Below are 16,472 nucleotides of genomic sequence, written 5' to 3'. Positions count from 1 at the left end.
AAAAGGAGGACATTGTCCAATGACAAAACTAGATGCGGCATTGACGATGCTAAAAGAACTAACAGACGCGCGTGGGATTGCTGGAAATGAACGTGAGCCTCGTGAAGTAATGAAGAAGTATATCGCACCGTTTGCTGATGAAGTATCAACAGATAACTTAGGAAGCTTAGTTGCGAAAAAAGTTGGTGACGGTAACGGCCCGAAAATTATGGTAGCTGGTCATTTAGATGAAGTTGGTTTTATGATTACGCAAATTGATGATAAAGGTTTCTTACGCTTCCAAACAGTTGGAGGCTGGTGGTCACAAGTTATGTTAGCGCAGCGCGTAACAATTGTTACGAGCAAAGGTGATGTAACGGGTGTCATTGGTTCGAAGCCACCTCATGTTCTATCAGTTGATGCTCGTAAAAAGCCGGTTGATATTAAAGATATGTTTATTGATATTGGTGCTTCTAGTAAAGAAGAGGCAATGGAGTGGGGCGTACGTCCAGGAGATCAAGTTGTACCATACTTCGAATTCCAAGTGATGAAAAATGAGAAAATGTTACTTGCAAAGGCATGGGATAACCGCATTGGTTGTGCAATCGCAATCGATGTTTTAAAACAATTAAAAGATGAAAAACATCCAAATATCGTATATGGTGTTGGAACGGTTCAAGAAGAAGTAGGTTTACGAGGTGCGAAAACATCTGCGAACTACATTCAACCGGATATTGCTTTTGCGGTAGATGTTGGTATCGCTGGAGATACACCGGGAATTAGTGAAAAAGAAGCACAAGGCAAAATGGGTGATGGCCCGCAAATTATTTTATATGATGCATCTATCGTTGGACATAAAGGTCTTCGTGATTTCGTTGTTGGTGTAGCAGATGAATTAAACATTCCATATCAATACGATGCACTTCCAGGCGGCGGAACGGATGCGGGGGCAATTCATGTTTCTGTGGATGGTATTCCAGCGATGGCAATTACAATTGCAACTCGCTATATTCATTCTCATGCTGCAATGCTGCATCGCGATGACTATGAAAACACAGTGAAGTTAATTGTAGAAGTTGTGAAACGTCTTGATGCTGAGGCTGTACATAACATTACATTTGATTAATATACGAAAGAGCGAAGGGACATTCCTTTCGCTCTTTTTCATTTAAATGGTGCTTCTAATCCAGCGGCTGCATACGGGCCTAAAATGATTAAACGAGATAGCTGCAAGGCCATATAATGAGGCGTATACGGCATATTTTGTCTTAACCAAGAAATAATCATCCCTAAATGTGCACCTGCCATATAACTAGTAAGAATATCACGAGGTACAATTAATTCTTCTTCATTTGGTTGTGAAAGAGAAAGGGCGTTAAGCAAATCCGTTTGAATTGCTTTCATCATTTGTGAGGAAAACTTCGGAATCCCATTCTCTCCAAGCATCACTTGATAAAAGAAAGCATGTTCAGCAATATGGCTAAATAAAGATAAAAAGATAGGATGAGGAGTATCAAAAGTAAGTTCAAACTCTTTCTTATCTAATTTTTTCGATTTGAGAATATCTGCTAATGCTGTTAACATTTCTGCAATGCTTTTGTCTAATAGATCATATTTGTCGTGATAATGACTATAAAAGGTAGCGCGGTTTACAGTTGCCTTTTCAGCAATGTCTTGAACCGTAATACCATCAAAACCTTTTTCATGTATTAAAGATATAAGAGCATCATGTATCGCTTGCCTCGTTCGTTTTACACGCGGGTCATTTGAATTTTTAATAGACATTTTCGTTCTCCTTGCTTTGTTTTTCATACTTTTTCAACACATATATAGGCGAATGTCGGAAAAACAACATATCGAAATAAATTGACGGTTGTCGTTCAAAATGAATTATTTATAATTATAAACGATATTCTTTTTCTTAGCACAAAATAAGGAGAGTATTTTGTGCCAGAAAAAGGGTTGTTTTTTTGACTAGTCCTTAATAATATGAATGGTCAATATTATTAACTAAAATTGAAAATAAGGAGAGAACACAATGAGTCAAATTCGAAGAATGGTTATCATCAATATTATTACATTGATTGTGTTAGTTGGCGGCGGATTTGCCGGCTATTATTATTACAATCAATCAACAAGTTATTTAAAAACGGACAATGCAAAAATTGATGGAAAAGTTGTACCAATTGCATCTCCAGTTGCTGGGAAATTAACAAGCTGGACAGCTGAAGTAGGAAAAAGTTATAGTGCTGGTGATAAAGTAGGTTCTGTAACGAGTAACGCTAGTGGCACAGCACAAGAAGTGGATATTACAGTTCCGACAAATGCAACGCTTGTTCAATCGAATGCAACGCAAGATTCTTACATTGCTCCAGGAGCACCGCTTGCGTACGCTTATAATATGAGCGACTTATGGGTAACGGCAAACATTAAAGAAACAGACATCGACGATATTCAAAAAGGGCAAGATGTAGATGTATATGTAGATGCATATCCTAATACAACATTAACAGGAAAAGTAGAACAAATTGGTTTAACAACAGCAAATACATTCTCTATGCTACCATCTAGTAATGCAACAGCAAACTATACGAAAGTAACACAAGTTATTCCAGTTAAAATTTCATTAGACCATAATAAATCACTAAATATTGTCCCAGGCATGAATGTCACAGTTCGGATTCATAAGTAAGGGGGAATGAAATATGTCCTCGATCTTTATTGCAGGATACGCTCTTTTATGTATTGTCGTGTTCATTATTGTAAATCGTGTTTTTAGGAAGAAAAAAACACAAAGGATAGAAGAACCGGTTCAAGCGGTTTTAAAGGATACAAAAGAGGCAGTAATAAAACAAGAAATATCAGAAGGTATTGAAGAGAGAGCTCAAGAACAAGAAATTGTAGAAGAAACAATTGAAAAACAAGAAGCATCAGAACTTGTAAAAGCACCGGTACAAGAACAAAAAGCGGAAAGTAAAGAACCGAAAGCTTCTCGGCCTCAGACGGCTCTCCCTGATTTTAACGTGAAGGTCGTTTTGGCTGTTCTTATTTCCGGGATGTTCGTTTCGATTTTGAATCAAACATTAATTAACGTTGCTTTACCGTCCTTAATGAATGAATTTAATGTATCGACATCTACAGCGCAGTGGCTTACAACAGGTTTTATGCTTGTGAACGGGGTATTAGTACCGGTTAGTGCGTTTTTAGTTTCGCGGTTTACGTATCGAAACTTATTTTTAGCAGCCATGATATTCTTTACAGTCGGTTCGATGATTTGTGCGATATCCGGAAACTTTACGATGATGATGACAGGACGTATCATTCAAGCTGTTGGTGCCGGTATTTTAATGCCTGTTGGAATGAATATTTTTATGGCAATCTTCCCGCCTCATAAACGCGGGGCAGCGATGGGATTGCTCGGTTTTGCAATGATTTTAGCACCTGCCATTGGGCCGACGATTACAGGATGGATCATTCAAAACTATAAATGGAATGTGATATTCTATGCGATGTTTATTATTGGTTTATTCATTATTGTATTAGCACTAAAATATTTCACGCTAAAACAGCCAGTGTCAAAGGCAACGCTGGATACGTATGGTGTTATCACTTCTAGTATCGGCCTTGGAAGCTTACTATATGGTTTTAGTGAGGCAGGAAATAAAGGCTGGGGTAGTGCGGAAGTTATCATTGCGATTATTATTGGAGTTATTGGACTAAGTTTATTTATATGGAGACAGTTAACGACTGACAATAAAATATTAGATCTTCGTGTATTCAGCTACTCTGCATTTACTTCGACGCTGATAATTAATGCAATTGTTACGATGGCGCTATATGGTGGTATGCTATTACTTCCTATATATTTACAAAACATCCGTGGATTTACGCCAATTGTTTCCGGATTATTACTTCTTCCAGGATCTTTAATTATGGGACTGATGGGACCATTTTCCGGAAGGCTATTTGATAAATACGGGATTCGGCCGCTTGCAATTTTTGGATTACTTCTTACAACATACGCAACATACCAATTTACACATTTAACATTAGAAACACCTTCTATTCAAATTATGATAGATTATATTATTCGTTCGTTTGGGATGTCCTTTATTATGATGCCAATCTCGACAGCAGGGATGAATGCTCTGCCAAGGCAACTGATTTCGCATGGAACAGCAATGCAAAATACAGCAAAGCAAGTTGCTGGTTCTATTGGGACTGCGCTTTTAATTACAATTATGACGCAGCAAACGACAAATCATATGGCAGACTATGCAAATGCGATTACAACAACAAACCCGATTATTGTAAACAAACTATCTCAATTGGGGCAAAGTATTGGTGCATTGACAGGATCAGCTCAGGCAGGAAACGCGTTAAGCTCGCAAATGCTATTTGGGCAAGTTTCGAAGATGTCCGTTATTAACGGAATTAATGATGCGTTCTGGATTGCAACAATGTTAACAGCTATTGCCTTGTTCTTATCATTTTTCTTACAATCAGGAAATAAGGTGAACAAAAAAGCAGAGAGATGATGTAAGTAGTTCGGTTATGAAGGTTAATTAATAGACTAAATAACAAGCAAAATGGCATTGTTTTGAACAATGGAATCGTATAAAGAAACGCAGAGATTTTGAAATCTCTGCGTTTTTCTGTTATGAAATGGTGTTCTTTTTTTATTCCGCTATTCGCGGGTAGTAAGAGTCCGATTGGCGGACTTTCCATCAGTGGGGAATGAAGCCCCCACACTGATGGAAGTGTCACTTTGTATGTTAATGTTTTATAAGTTTTGTCTGTCCTTTTCCTTCATTTGCAGAAATGTGCAAATGGGATGGTGTATGTGTTTGTAATTCGCGATCTATCATCTGATCTAATCGCTTGATCGCTTGCAGTGCTTTTTCATAAGAGATTGTTCGATAGTGATGTGTTCCCCCTGGTTCCTCATCTGCTTCGTCTGCCCATTTAATAATATTTTGCAGAGGCGTTCTTTCAAGTGTTTGCTCTAGTAGAAAAGAATCAGTGTGCAGGAGAATGGCAACAGAAATTTCTTTTGCTTGATTAGGGTGTTCTCCTAATCGGATTAGCAATTTATGAGCTCTTTCCGCTCCTTTAATAGCGTGTATATCATTCTTTTTATACAATTCATAGTCCCATTTCCCATCGCGATACCATGTGTGATGTCCGATATCATGAAGAAAACCAGCCTTTGTTGCCGCATCGACTGAGGCGTGATGCTTTTTGGCTAAGTGGAACGCGTGGTAAGCGACAGCAATCGCATGAACCATTCCAGATCGGTTTACATATTTTTGGGTGATGGGATGCTGAAAAATTTGTTCAAGTGTAACACGGCGCATAAAACATTCACTCCTTTCATTCAGTGCAGTGTATTATAGAGAAAAAACAATAGCTATAAATATATTTTGAACATTTTACTACATCATTGTTATGTTAGTAAAGTAATTAATGATGTAATAGAAAAATTTTTTTCTGTTATGATCCCTTTTCAAGAGCATAACTAAATTACATCATTTCATAGAAAAATATCCCTATTACAACAAGCGAAAATAAAGTAATTCCTACACGTTTAATGCTAGTTATTTGATTGCGCGCCCCGCTAATTCCTCCTAATAAACTAGCAATAGCTAACATACCCCAGTACATAGACGTTGAAAGTGGGAGAGACTGTTCGACATCCCTTCCTATCCCTGCAGAAATAATAGGCAGGAGAACGAGTGAAAAACAAACGATTCCCATTAGAAAAATAAACCATTTTTTATGTATTGCTCCTCTTATAATGAAAAATAACCCTCCGCCAATGCCGCATAGTATAAGAACGGGTACGAAAAGGATCCAAAGTAAGATAAACATATATAAGAAAACCTCCTATGTAATAAGTTATATTTTATAACAGGAGGTTTATTTTGGATATTATAAAAAAATATGGATATTTGATAGAAATCCACGATATACAATCGAAATAATAAGTGTAGAACGTTTGAGGTAATTGTTAAATAATAAATAAAACGAATTATCCAAAGTAAGATAAAAAGCATATGGATATTCTTGTATTGTGAGTTGTATTTCACGCTATTGATTTTTATTTTTGATAGGAAAAAAGAATCTAGTATTTGCTAGAGGAGGCCATGTTGTTATGGTTGATAGAAGAGATAAACAAATTATTGACCATGATATAGAGCAAGACATCCAAAATCTTACTGACACAGAAATCATGCTTAATTTTGGAGATACTTTAACAAAATGATCAAGAATTGTCCAAATGCCTATTTCACATATCTGTATTCGGTCATATAAATATGGTAACCCTATAAAGAAAGGATTTGACTTTATGGCTCTTTTAACTAACTGTGAAACCTGCACTCCTCCTGCGGGTTCAACACCTATTCTCACTCTGAATGTACCTGGTGGACTTGCTATTAACCTATTGGGAATTCATATTGAAGCTTGCCCAATCTGTATTACAGTATTCACTGGTGATGGTACACTAACAGCTCAACAACAAGACATTGTAAACAACCTTCTTCAGACTGTTCGTATTTTTAATCCGAATATTACGAATTTTCAAAAGTAAATAAACTAATAAGTGTATAGATATATTAATTAGCCTTCGGTTTTCTCTGCAAGGCTTTTTTATCCCGCATTAACGGGTAGTAAGACCCCACCTCAAGATTCAGAGAGAATCGAAGAAGATAGGTGGGGTCTTACTACTAGCATGCGCCCGATTAGTTCAACTAACCATCGGTGGGGGAGAAATTCCTTATTTTCTTAAGCCTTGCTCCAACGTAGATAACATTTCATGCTTTTCATTTTCATCAGCATTTTTCCAAATCACTTCAAATAAAACGCCAAGCCCTGGAAGCATTTTTTCTTCACCGCTTTGAATGGCATCGACAATTGTTTCTTGTAATTGGTTTTGCGTATTTCCAGATACGTTTGCTAATACAGCATTGCGTAAATTAAAGTTCATCATTTTCACCTCTTTTTAGGAATGGAAACTGACATTAGTTTTTGTTCTTTTTTATGTAAATATGTATGAAAAATAGGCTATAATGAGAAGACAAGAAGAGAGGGAAATACATATTATGAAAAACATTGATTCAGTACAAAATCCGCGCGTGAAGCAGTGGAAAAAGCTGCAGACGAAAAAAGAGCGCGATAAAAAAGGACTATTTTTTGTAGAAGGATTCCATTTAGTTGAGGAAGCTTTAAAAGCAGGAGTTGTAATAGAGCTTATCGTTTGGGATCAAACAGATCTTCCGAAAGATTGGGCAGTTACCGATGTTGAAATGTACATTGTGCCTGAGGCAATTGTAAAAATGTTACGGGAAACGGAAACAACACAAGGCGTATTTGCGGTTTGTGAGAAGCAAGAAAAAGAAGTACATTTGACAGATGGAAAGCTCTTATTACTTGACGGTCTGCAAGACCCAGGTAACTTAGGGACAATTATTCGTACAGCAGATGCAGCTGGTATTCATGCCGTTGTGCTTGGAGAAGGATGTGTTGATGTTTATAACAGTAAAGTACTGCGTTCTACACAAGGCTCTGTATTCCATTTACCAATTGTAAAAGGAAACTTAGAAGAATGGGTAGACAAGCTAAAAGAAAAGAACGTTCCTGTATACGGAACAGCTCTTGAAAATGGGGTTCCATACGGTGAAGTAACGCCGACGGGAAGTTTTGCATTAATTGTAGGAAACGAAGGAAATGGTGTACGCCAAGAGATTCTTTCCAAATGTGATCAAAACTTGTATATTCCGATTTACGGGGGAGCAGAATCATTAAATGTTGCGGTTGCAGCAGGGATTTTAACGTATTATTTACAAACTCCAGTTGCGAATCGATAAAAAACTTTTTATAATAAATTGAAGTATAATACTAAAAAATGTTGATAGAGAAGAGTAACTTACAAAATCGCTATGTAGGGAGAGAGTGCCATAGACTGAAAGCACTCTTATAGTAGACGTGAGTGAATTCACCTCTGGAGTTGACGCCAGGACCATTTATATGTAAAGGCGTTCCGGTTTAAAAAGCCGTTATAATAATGAAGTGGGCAGACTCGTTCTGTCAATTTAGGGTGGTACCGCGAATTTACCTCGTCCCTTTTTAGGGAGCGAGGTTTTTTTATTTTTAAAATTAGGAGGGTTCCAAATGGAAGCACGTTTAAAAGAGCTAAAGCAAGAAGCACTGCAGCTGATTGAAGAAGCGAAAGAGCTAAAGGGCTTAAATGATGTACGCGTTGCGTATTTAGGAAAAAAAGGTCCAATTACAGAAGTACTGCGTGGTATGGGGAAATTATCTCCAGAAGAGCGTCCACGTATGGGAGCTTTAGTAAACGAAGTACGCGAAGCAATTCAAACACGTTTAGAAGAAAAAATTAATCATTTAGAAAAAGCGGTAATCGAAGCGAAATTAGCATCTGAAACAATTGATGTAACATTACCAGGCCGTCCTGTAAATACAGGTTGTCATCATCCGTTAACAGCGGTTGTTGAACAAATTGAAGATTTATTCATCGGTATGGGCTATGAAGTTGCTGAAGGTCCAGAAGTAGAAAAAGATTATTACAACTTCGAAGCGTTAAACTTACCAAAAGATCACCCAGCACGCGATATGCAAGATTCTTTCTACATTACAGAAGAAATGTTGCTTCGTACACATACATCTTCTGTGCAAGCAAGAACGATGGAAAAGAATACAGAAAAAGGCCCAATTAAAATTATTTGCCCTGGTAAAGTATATCGCCGCGATGATGATGATGCGACGCACTCTCATCAGTTCATGCAAATTGAAGGTCTTGTAATCGATAAAAACATTCGTATGAGTGATTTAAAAGGTACATTACAAGCATTTGCGAAGAAGATGTTTGGTGAAGACCGTGAAATTCGCCTTCGTCCAAGTTTCTTCCCATTCACAGAGCCATCTGTTGAAATGGATATTTCTTGTATGATGTGTCATGGAAAAGGTTGCGGCACATGTAAAGGAACTGGCTGGATTGAAATTTTAGGTGCAGGTATGGTTCATCCAAACGTACTTGAAATGGCTGGCTATGATTCAAAAGAATATCAAGGCTTCGCATTCGGTATGGGTGCAGAGCGTATTGCGATGTTAAAGTACGGCATTGATGACATTCGTCATTTCTATACAAACGATGTACGTTTCTTACAACAATTCAAACGAGCGTAAGGGAAGGAGAGATAAAGAATGTTCGTATCATATCGTTGGTTACAAGAGTATGTAGATATTAAAGATGTAACAGCACAAGAATTAGCTGATAAAATTACGAAAAGCGGTATCGAAGTAGAAGGCGTTGAAGTATTAAATAAAGGCGTAAAAGGTGTTGTAGTTGGTCACGTATTAGAGTGCGAAAAACACCCGGAAGCTGATAAGTTAAGCAAATGCTTAATCGACATCGGTGAAGAAGAGCCAGTTCAAATCATTTGCGGTGCTCCTAACATTGCGAAAGGTTTAAAAGTACCAGTTGCAAAAGTTGGCGCTGTTCTTCCTGGTAACTTCAAAATTAAAAAAGCAAAACTACGCGGTGAAGCTTCTCACGGTATGGTTTGTTCCTTACAAGAGCTTGGTATTGATGGAAAATTAGTTGCAAAAGATTATGCAGAAGGTATTTTCATCTTCCCAAGTGATGCAGAAGTTGGCACAGATGCATTAGAAATCTTAAACCTACATGATGAAGTACTTGAACTAGGTTTAACACCGAACCGTGCAGACTGCTTAAACATGTTAGGTGTTGCATACGAAGTAGCAGCAATTTACGGCCGTGAAGTGAAACTTCCAGCAGCAGACTTACAAGAAGCAGCAGAGAAAACATCTGATTACATTTCTGTAAGTGTAGAAGCAACAGAGCAAAACCCATTATACATTGCAAAAATGGTAAAAAACGTAAAAGTTGGTCCATCACCAATTTGGATGCAAACGCGCCTAATGGCAGCTGGCATTCGTCCAATTAGCAATGTAGTTGATATTACAAACTATATCTTAATTGAATATGGTCAACCGTTACATGCATTTGACTATGATAAATTAGGATCAAAAGAAATCGTTGTTCGTCTTGCACAAGAAGGCGAGAAAATGACAACATTAGACGATCAAGAGCGTACATTACAAGCTCATCACCTTGTGATTACAAACGGTACAAAAGCGTTAGCTGTTGCCGGGGTAATGGGCGGAGCAAACTCTGAAGTAGATAACGATACAGTAAACGTATTAATCGAGTCTGCATATTTCGCAGGTCAAACAGTGCGCCGCACATCAAAGGACTTAGGTCTTCGCAGCGAATCAAGTGCTCGTTTTGAAAAGGGCATCGACCCAACACGTACATTCGAAGCGATTCAACACGCAGCAGCATTAATGGCAAAATATGCTGGCGGCGAAGCGTTAGAAGGCGTTGTAGAAGTTGATCACTTACAAGTAGAAGAGCGTACAGTATCTGTTACAGTTGAAAAAATTAACCGTGTATTAGGTACAGAGATCTCTGCTGGTCAAGTGAATACAATTTTCACAAACTTAAAGTTCCCATTCACAGAAGTAGAAGGAACATTCCATGTGGACGTACCAGCACGTCGTCCTGATATTACAATTCCAGAAGATTTAGTAGAAGAAGTAGGTCGTTTATACGGATACGACCATATTCCTTCAACATTACCAACTGGTACAATTACACGTGGTAAATTAACAGCAGCGCAAACAAAGCGTCGTAAAGTACGCCGTTATTTAGAAGGCGCTGGGTTATATGAAGCGATTACGTATTCATTAACAAGTGCTGAAAAAGCAAAACAATATATGGTTGAGTCAAACGAAAAGACACCTGTGAACCTTGCACTTCCAATGAGTGAAGAGCGCAGTCAGCTTCGTTTAAGCCTAGTACCGCAATTATTAGAAGCAGTAGCTTATAACAATGCTCGTAAAGTAGATAACGTTGCATTATACGAAGTAGGTTCTGTATTCTTACCAACAGTAGAAGGTGAACTTCCGAAAGAAGAACAACATATTGCTGGGGTTATGACAGGGCTTACTCTTCATCATCAATGGCAAGGTGAGAAGAAGGTTGTTGACTTCTTCGTTATGAAAGGTGTATTAGAAGGATTATTTGACGTACTTGGCGTTGCTAAGAACATCACGTATGTACCAGCAAAACGTGAAGGCATGCACCCAGGCCGTACAGCTGACATTTTACTAGACGGTGAAGTTATTGGCTTCATCGGTCAATTACATCCAGAAGCACAAAAACAATTAGATGTAAAAGAAACGTACGTATTCGAATTGTCTCTTGTAAAAGTATTTGGTGCAGATGTAGAAGAAACATACTACACTACAATTCCACGTTTCCCATCTATGACACGTGATATGGCTGTTGTTGTAGCTACTGAAGTAAAAGCTGGCGAAATGAAGCAAACAATTGCTGAAGCAGGCGGAGCACTTTTAAAAGAAGTAACATTATTCGACTTATATGAAGGCGAAAAAATGGAAGAAGGCAAAAAATCACTTGCATTCTCTATGAACTACTTCGACCCAGAACGTACATTAACAGATGAAGAAGTAACAGAAGCACATAGCCGTGTATTAGCAGCGGTAGAAGAGAAATTTGGTGCGGAGTTACGTAAATAATAAAAAACAGCTGTCGGAAAAAATTCCGGCAGCTATTTTTTTATAGGGAGAATTCATGTCGTATGTTGTAGAAGAGTCGATATATAGAACGATAACTTGCATCTTTGCCTCGAATGTAGTACATTAATTTTAGTTTAACAAAATGAAAGACGATGATAAGGAAAAGTAGTATATACTATAATCCAAAGCGAGTCAGGGACGGTGCAAGCCTGATGAGGCGGTATATGTGAAGAACACCTTGGAGTTGCTAACCGAAATTGAACTGTGTGTTCAAGAGTAGACTTAGACGGGAATCCGGCCTGTTACAAACCGGGAAGTATGTGTAATACATACGAGTTGGAGCTGGTCTTTATGACAAATTGGGTGGTACCGCGAAGTTTAACCTTTCGTCCCTTTATGGATGGAAGGTTTTTTTGTATTTAAATATAAGTAAAGGAGAATTTTAATATGGAAAACACATTAGTAAAAAGTCTGTATAGAGAAACTGATAAGTATGTAGATCAAAAAATACAAGTATCAGGTTGGATCCGTAACTTACGTGATTCAAAAGTATTTGGTTTTATCGAATTAAACGATGGTAGCTTCTTTAAAAGCGTTCAAATCGTTTTTGATACAGAACTAGATAACTTTAACGAAATTGCGAAGCTTCCGTTAAGCTCTTCTATTAAAGTAGAAGGTACGCTAATCGCAACGCCAACTGCAAAGCAACCGTTTGAAATTAAAGCGGACAAAATCGAAGTTGAGGGATTATCAGATTCTGATTATCCATTGCAAAAGAAGCGTCATACGTTTGAATACTTACGTACAATCGCTCATTTACGTCCAAGAACAAATGCATTCTCAGCGACATTCCGCGTGCGTTCTATCGCAGCGTTTGCGATCCATCAGTTCTTCCAAGAGCGCGGCTTTGTACACGTTCATACACCAATTATTACAGGAAGCGACACTGAAGGTGCAGGTGAAATGTTCCGCGTAACAACGCATGATATGAACAACGTACCAAAAGGTGAAGACGGACAAGTAGATGATTCAAAAGACTTCTTCGGCAAAGAAACAAACTTAACAGTAAGTGGACAATTGAATGCTGAAGCTTATGCATTAGCGTTCCGCGATGTATATACATTTGGTCCAACATTCCGTGCTGAAAACTCAAACACAACTCGCCATGCAGCTGAGTTCTGGATGGTTGAGCCTGAGATTGCATTCGCTGAATTAGAAAATGTAATGGATTTAACAGAAGACATGCTGAAATATGCAATGAAATATGTGTTAGAGCACGCACCAGAAGAAATGGAATTCTTCAATAGCTTTGTTGATAAAACAGTTCTAGAGCGCATGAACAACGTAATCAACTCTGACTTTGGACGCATCACATACACAGAAGCAATTGAGGTGCTTCAAAAATCAGGTGCAGACTTCAAATACCCAGTAGAATGGGGAATTGACTTACAAACAGAGCATGAAAGATACTTATCTGAACAAGTATTCAAACGTCCTGTATTCGTAACAGACTATCCAAAAGATATTAAAGCATTCTACATGCGCTTAAACGATGACGGTAAAACAGTAGCTGCAACAGACTTACTTGTTCCTGGCATCGGGGAATTAATCGGCGGAAGTCAACGTGAAGAAAGAATGGATGTTTTAGTAGACAGAATTAAAGAATTAGGCATGGACGAAGAAGACTACTGGTGGTACTTAGAGCTTAGAAAATACGGTGGTACAAAACACGCTGGATTTGGCCTAGGTTTCGAACGTTTCTTAATGTACATCACTGGTATGGCGAACATTCGTGACGTGATTCCATTCCCAAGAACACCAGGTTCTGCAGAGTTTTAATAAAAAAGAGGTATATCAACAGCAATCTTGCTGTCTGATATACCTCTTTTTATTTTTCTTTTGAGCAGGGGGAGATGTGAGATAAGGAGAAACAATTATGAGAAAGAGAAAGGAGCTGAACTTGTGAAAAAAAGAATGGTATGTTTCTTAGCGGTGATGCTAATCAGCTTAAGTGCATGCGGAAATGGAAAAGAAAAAGTAGTTCCTACATCACAAGAGGCAGAGGTTGTTACGTTTCAAGGGAAAGAAATAAAGGAGATTCAGCTTACATCTACGAAAACGAAAGGTACGAAAGTATTGAAAAAAGAAAATGATATAAAACAACTTGTATCCGCGATGGAGCAGGTTGGATTGGCGGAAAACGGGGATGAACCTAAAACACTATTGCTAGATGAAGAAGCTAAATCCGCTATTCGCTACAATATGACTATGGATTATAATGATGGTTCGGTTGAAAATTACTTTGTTTGGGTAGAAGATGACGGGGAAGTTGTAATTGGGCATAAAGATACACCAGAGAAAGAACGTGTTGAGTTTTATGATTTAAAAGAAGTCTCAAAAAAAGTTGCAGAGACGTTTAAAACAGAGTAGTAAAAACAAAGGAGCTGACTAAAAAATCCACTTTTTAGTCAGCTCCTTTCACTTTTCGGCATGATCCAGTTCAGCGGCTCGACTACTCGCATGTCGAATATCGTCGTAAGGTCTTTATCCCGCATTAACGGGCAGTAAAGGATGGAGAAGAGCTAAGGAGAAAACTGCCCGTAAAAGCCCAATTGGTGAGAGCCTTCCATCAGTGAGAAAAGCGCCGATAATTGCAAAGAACGATCGATATATCGGTGGACACGGAAAAAGGACTGACTTCAAAAGGCACCTATGTGCCTTTTGGGTCAGCTCTTTGTTTAGTCTATACGTATCCTGCCCATACTGAAAAATAGCTATTTCTTTAACAATCGAAACGCCTTTTCCGTATTCGCAAAATGTAATTTCACAAACTCAGGTAATCTATCTTTCCCAAGCTTTTGAATCAATTTTGCTGCTGCAATATCGACTTGCTTCCCGGCGCCTTTCGGAAGCGTCATACCCGCTTTTTTGCTCAGTTCATCAAACTGTCTTACAAATGAATAACGAGCTAAAATGGAAGCTGCTGCAACAGCGATATGTACACTTTCACCTTTTGTAGCGAAATATACGTTTTCACGTTGTACGTTTTTCTGCTTTGCTAAATATTTATAATATGTAGCCGGTTGTGTGAACTGATCAATTAATATGCCTTCTGGTTTTGTTGGCGCCATCTTAGCTAATAAGTTTGTAATGGCTTTATTATGAAGCATCGCTTTTAGTTGTCCTTGATTGTAGCCTTTCTCAAACATTTCGTTATATTTTTCGTTGTGAAGAACAAGGGAACTGTAAGGGACAACCGCCAGTAATTGTTTTGCAATTTCACAAATTTGTGCATCATTTAAGTTTTTTGAGTCTTTAACGCCGAGTTCTTTTAATAATGGAATTTGCGCTGCATCGACGTATACTGCCACAACTGTCATCGGTCCAAAATAATCTCCTGTTCCGACTTCATCCGAACCGAGAATAGACATAGTAGCGATGGAAGCTGGCGGTGCATAGGAATGGTCATTTACACTTTTCTTTACAGAAGCTTTTGGCGCTGCAGCATTTGCTTGCCAATGACTAGATTCTTCAGCTGCACGTCCACCTTGAAACATTACCTTTCCTGATTTATAGGCTGTAATTGTGCAAGATGGAACCTTTGCCATGAAGATACCGCCTTGGGGGATTTTTGGTTGCAATGCTTGTGCGTATTTTGTTTTCATGTCCTCTATAACAGCAGAACTTACTTGAATGACAATAGAATTTGACAAAATGGTCGCTCCTTTTTCATTATTTCCCTCGCGCTAACGGGCAGTAAGACTCCCGCCTCAAAATTTTGAGAAATCAAAGAAGATAGGTGGGAGGTAATTGCTCCTAAGAGCCCGATTGATGAGAGCTTTCCAACAGTGGGGATAAAGCATTCACACCGTTGGAAGTTTCACTTTATATTTTTATCATATCGAATTGTTGTTTCTGTTTCCATATCATGTTTTTTCATGGTATGATAATCTGTAGGATTCTGTACGGGATTGGAGGACAGTAAGTTGTCACAACAAAAAGGAAATCGAAGTAAAATTAATGTAGAAATTTATGGTCAACAATATTCAGTTGTTGGCGATGAAAGTACAAGTCATATACGCATAGTCGCGGCGATTGTGGATGATAAAATGCGCGAACTGAATGCTAAGAATCCTTCGCTTGACACAAATCGATTGGCGGTGTTGACGGCAGTCAATGTCGTGCATGATTACATAAAATTAAAAGAAGAAAATGAAAAATTGAAAGAAAGAATGAAACAAAAAGGAATTGAATAACATGGTTGATATTATAATCATTGTATTGCTTGTTATGGGTTTTCTCCTTGGACTAAGAAGAGGACTGGTACTGCAGCTTGTAAAGTTAGCAAGCTTTATTATTGCCTATCTTGTGGCATACTGGTATTGCAAAGATTTAGCACCGGTACTGCAAAAGATTATTCCGTATCCATTTAAGCCAGAAACAAATGTGCCAAATTGGATCGATGCAAATAGTATGGAAACAATTTTTTACCAAGCAATTGCGTTTATCGCATTATTTATCATTACAAAAATCGCGTTAACGTTACTGGGACAGCTTTTGAATATGTTTACAGAAATCCCTGTTTTGAAACAGGTTAACGCATTAGGCGGAGCAATCTTAGGTTTTTTAGAAGTGTATATTATATTGTTCGTATTAATTGTAATCGGTACGATACTTCCAGTTGAACAAGTACAAACGTCGCTTAATACATCAACAATAAGCAAAGCAATTGTAAATGATACACCAATTCTTTCTGAAAAAGTTAAGGAATTATGGCAGACAGGTAACAAGGTATAACTTCTCTTTTTTTTGAAAGAGAAGTTTTTTTCTATGATGGAAAGGTGGGA

The 16,472-nt window shown here is 38.1% G+C and carries 16 protein-coding genes, 1 pseudogene and 2 other annotated features; of the genes and pseudogenes, 12 read left to right on the top strand and 5 right to left on the bottom strand.

Annotation, left to right across the window (positions count from 1 at the left end; genetic code table 11):
* The first annotated feature begins 19 nt into the window (after positions 1-19).
* The gene (locus CN326_RS00890; RefSeq protein ID WP_098305293.1) at positions 20-1,105 is read left to right on the top strand and encodes a M42 family metallopeptidase; all 1,086 of its coding nucleotides are present in this window, start codon (positions 20-22) and stop codon (positions 1,103-1,105) included.
* 38 nt (positions 1,106-1,143) lie between these two features.
* On the opposite strand, the gene CN326_RS00885 is transcribed toward CN326_RS00890, so the two are convergent.
* Positions 1,144-1,764, bottom strand: a complete 621-nt coding sequence (locus tag CN326_RS00885; RefSeq protein ID WP_098305291.1) for a TetR/AcrR family transcriptional regulator — start codon at positions 1,762-1,764, stop codon at positions 1,144-1,146.
* 253 nt (positions 1,765-2,017) lie between these two features.
* Between CN326_RS00885 and CN326_RS00880 the strand changes: the two genes are divergently transcribed.
* The 3 genes and pseudogenes from CN326_RS00880 to CN326_RS00875 all read left to right on the top strand — a co-directional run bounded on the left by CN326_RS00880 (position 2,018) and on the right by CN326_RS00875 (position 4,517).
* Positions 2,018-2,671: an HlyD family secretion protein gene (locus CN326_RS00880; protein ID WP_098305289.1), complete on the top strand. Its 654-nt coding sequence runs from the start codon at positions 2,018-2,020 to the stop codon at positions 2,669-2,671.
* Positions 2,672-2,684: 13 nt separating this feature from the next.
* Positions 2,685-2,879, top strand: a pseudogene (locus CN326_RS25490) (MFS transporter); the annotation flags it as partial.
* Positions 2,877-4,517: a DHA2 family efflux MFS transporter permease subunit gene (locus CN326_RS00875; protein WP_375337708.1), complete on the top strand. Its 1,641-nt coding sequence runs from the start codon at positions 2,877-2,879 to the stop codon at positions 4,515-4,517. The pseudogene CN326_RS25490 and the gene CN326_RS00875, both read left to right, overlap by 3 nt.
* Positions 4,518-4,754: 237 nt before the next feature.
* On the opposite strand, the gene CN326_RS00870 is transcribed toward CN326_RS00875, so the two are convergent.
* Together CN326_RS00870 and CN326_RS00865 are read right to left on the bottom strand one after the other, a co-directional pair.
* Positions 4,755-5,336 carry an HD domain-containing protein gene (locus tag CN326_RS00870; protein ID WP_098305285.1) on the bottom strand — a complete coding sequence of 194 codons (582 nt, stop codon included), beginning with the start codon at positions 5,334-5,336 and terminating at the stop codon, positions 4,755-4,757.
* Between the two features lie 166 nt (positions 5,337-5,502).
* Complete coding sequence (locus CN326_RS00865; protein ID WP_098305284.1) at positions 5,503-5,850, bottom strand: ammonia permease; 348 nt, start codon at positions 5,848-5,850, stop codon at positions 5,503-5,505.
* Between the two features lie 478 nt (positions 5,851-6,328).
* Here CN326_RS00865 and CN326_RS00860 point away from each other — a divergent pair, with 478 nt between their 5' ends.
* Positions 6,329-6,571 carry a hypothetical protein gene (locus CN326_RS00860; RefSeq protein ID WP_098305282.1) on the top strand — a complete coding sequence of 81 codons (243 nt, stop codon included), beginning with the start codon at positions 6,329-6,331 and terminating at the stop codon, positions 6,569-6,571.
* Positions 6,572-6,757: 186 nt separating this feature from the next.
* On the opposite strand, the gene sspI is transcribed toward CN326_RS00860, so the two are convergent.
* Positions 6,758-6,967, bottom strand: a complete 210-nt coding sequence (gene sspI / locus CN326_RS00855; RefSeq protein WP_098305280.1) for a small acid-soluble spore protein SspI — start codon at positions 6,965-6,967, stop codon at positions 6,758-6,760.
* An 82-nt stretch (positions 6,968-7,049) separates the two neighbouring features.
* On the opposite strand from sspI, the gene CN326_RS00850 reads away from it, so the two are divergent.
* From CN326_RS00850 to CN326_RS00830, 5 genes are all read left to right on the top strand, one after another.
* On the top strand, positions 7,050-7,847 hold the full coding sequence (locus CN326_RS00850) for a TrmH family RNA methyltransferase (protein ID WP_141524943.1): 798 nt from the start codon (positions 7,050-7,052) through the stop codon (positions 7,845-7,847).
* A gap of 32 nt (positions 7,848-7,879) precedes the next feature.
* Positions 7,880-8,107, top strand: a binding site (T-box leader).
* Positions 8,108-8,151: 44 nt separating this feature from the next.
* The gene (gene pheS, locus CN326_RS00845) at positions 8,152-9,186 is read left to right on the top strand and encodes a phenylalanine--tRNA ligase subunit alpha (protein WP_098305276.1); all 1,035 of its coding nucleotides are present in this window, start codon (positions 8,152-8,154) and stop codon (positions 9,184-9,186) included.
* Positions 9,187-9,204: 18 nt separating this feature from the next.
* Entirely contained in the window at positions 9,205-11,625 is a 2,421-nt protein-coding gene (gene pheT, locus CN326_RS00840; protein ID WP_098305274.1) for a phenylalanine--tRNA ligase subunit beta, read from the top strand.
* A 143-nt stretch (positions 11,626-11,768) separates the two neighbouring features.
* Positions 11,769-12,022, top strand: a binding site (T-box leader).
* A gap of 50 nt (positions 12,023-12,072) precedes the next feature.
* On the top strand, positions 12,073-13,464 hold the full coding sequence (gene asnS, locus CN326_RS00835) for an asparagine--tRNA ligase (RefSeq protein WP_098305237.1): 1,392 nt from the start codon (positions 12,073-12,075) through the stop codon (positions 13,462-13,464).
* A gap of 123 nt (positions 13,465-13,587) precedes the next feature.
* Positions 13,588-14,055 (top strand): hypothetical protein, encoded by a 468-nt coding sequence (locus CN326_RS00830; RefSeq protein WP_098305235.1) that lies wholly within the window; start codon positions 13,588-13,590, stop codon positions 14,053-14,055.
* Between the two features lie 344 nt (positions 14,056-14,399).
* Here CN326_RS00830 and rnhC read toward each other — a convergent pair whose 3' ends face one another.
* The gene (gene rnhC / locus CN326_RS00825; protein WP_098305233.1) at positions 14,400-15,338 is read right to left on the bottom strand and encodes a ribonuclease HIII; all 939 of its coding nucleotides are present in this window, start codon (positions 15,336-15,338) and stop codon (positions 14,400-14,402) included.
* 273 nt (positions 15,339-15,611) lie between these two features.
* Here rnhC and zapA point away from each other — a divergent pair, with 273 nt between their 5' ends.
* A complete protein-coding gene (gene zapA / locus CN326_RS00820; protein ID WP_141524942.1) occupies positions 15,612-15,881 on the top strand; it encodes a cell division protein ZapA in 270 nt (89 codons plus the stop codon).
* Between the two features lies 1 nt (position 15,882).
* Positions 15,883-16,422, top strand: a complete 540-nt coding sequence (locus CN326_RS00815; protein ID WP_098305229.1) for a CvpA family protein — start codon at positions 15,883-15,885, stop codon at positions 16,420-16,422.
* Positions 16,423-16,472 lie beyond the last annotated feature (50 nt).

Source organism: Bacillus sp. AFS018417 (genome assembly GCF_002560985.1).
GTDB classification, from domain to species: domain Bacteria; phylum Bacillota; class Bacilli; order Bacillales; family Bacillaceae_G; genus Bacillus_A; species Bacillus_A rhizoplanae.
The sequence above is the reverse complement of the archived record's forward strand: the minus strand, read 5'-3'. Positions and strand labels throughout refer to the sequence as shown.

Bases quoted from the DNA above. Each gene is read 5' to 3' on its own strand.
- CN326_RS00885 (WP_098305291.1), bottom strand. From the start codon at position 1,764: ATGTCTATTAAAAATTCAAATGACCCGCGTGTAAAACGAACGAGGCAA.
- CN326_RS00815 (WP_098305229.1), top strand. From the start codon at position 15,883: ATGGTTGATATTATAATCATTGTATTGCTTGTTATGGGTTTTCTCCTT.
- CN326_RS00860 (WP_098305282.1), top strand. From the start codon at position 6,329: ATGGCTCTTTTAACTAACTGTGAAACCTGCACTCCTCCTGCGGGTTCA.
- pheT (WP_098305274.1), top strand. From the start codon at position 9,205: ATGTTCGTATCATATCGTTGGTTACAAGAGTATGTAGATATTAAAGAT.
- pheS (WP_098305276.1), top strand. From the start codon at position 8,152: ATGGAAGCACGTTTAAAAGAGCTAAAGCAAGAAGCACTGCAGCTGATT.
- CN326_RS00865 (WP_098305284.1), bottom strand. From the start codon at position 5,850: ATGTTTATCTTACTTTGGATCCTTTTCGTACCCGTTCTTATACTATGC.
- CN326_RS00890 (WP_098305293.1), top strand. From the start codon at position 20: ATGACAAAACTAGATGCGGCATTGACGATGCTAAAAGAACTAACAGAC.
- sspI (WP_098305280.1), bottom strand. From the start codon at position 6,967: ATGAACTTTAATTTACGCAATGCTGTATTAGCAAACGTATCTGGAAAT.
- asnS (WP_098305237.1), top strand. From the start codon at position 12,073: ATGGAAAACACATTAGTAAAAAGTCTGTATAGAGAAACTGATAAGTAT.
- CN326_RS00880 (WP_098305289.1), top strand. From the start codon at position 2,018: ATGAGTCAAATTCGAAGAATGGTTATCATCAATATTATTACATTGATT.
- CN326_RS00850 (WP_141524943.1), top strand. From the start codon at position 7,050: ATGAGAAGACAAGAAGAGAGGGAAATACATATTATGAAAAACATTGAT.
- CN326_RS00870 (WP_098305285.1), bottom strand. From the start codon at position 5,336: ATGCGCCGTGTTACACTTGAACAAATTTTTCAGCATCCCATCACCCAA.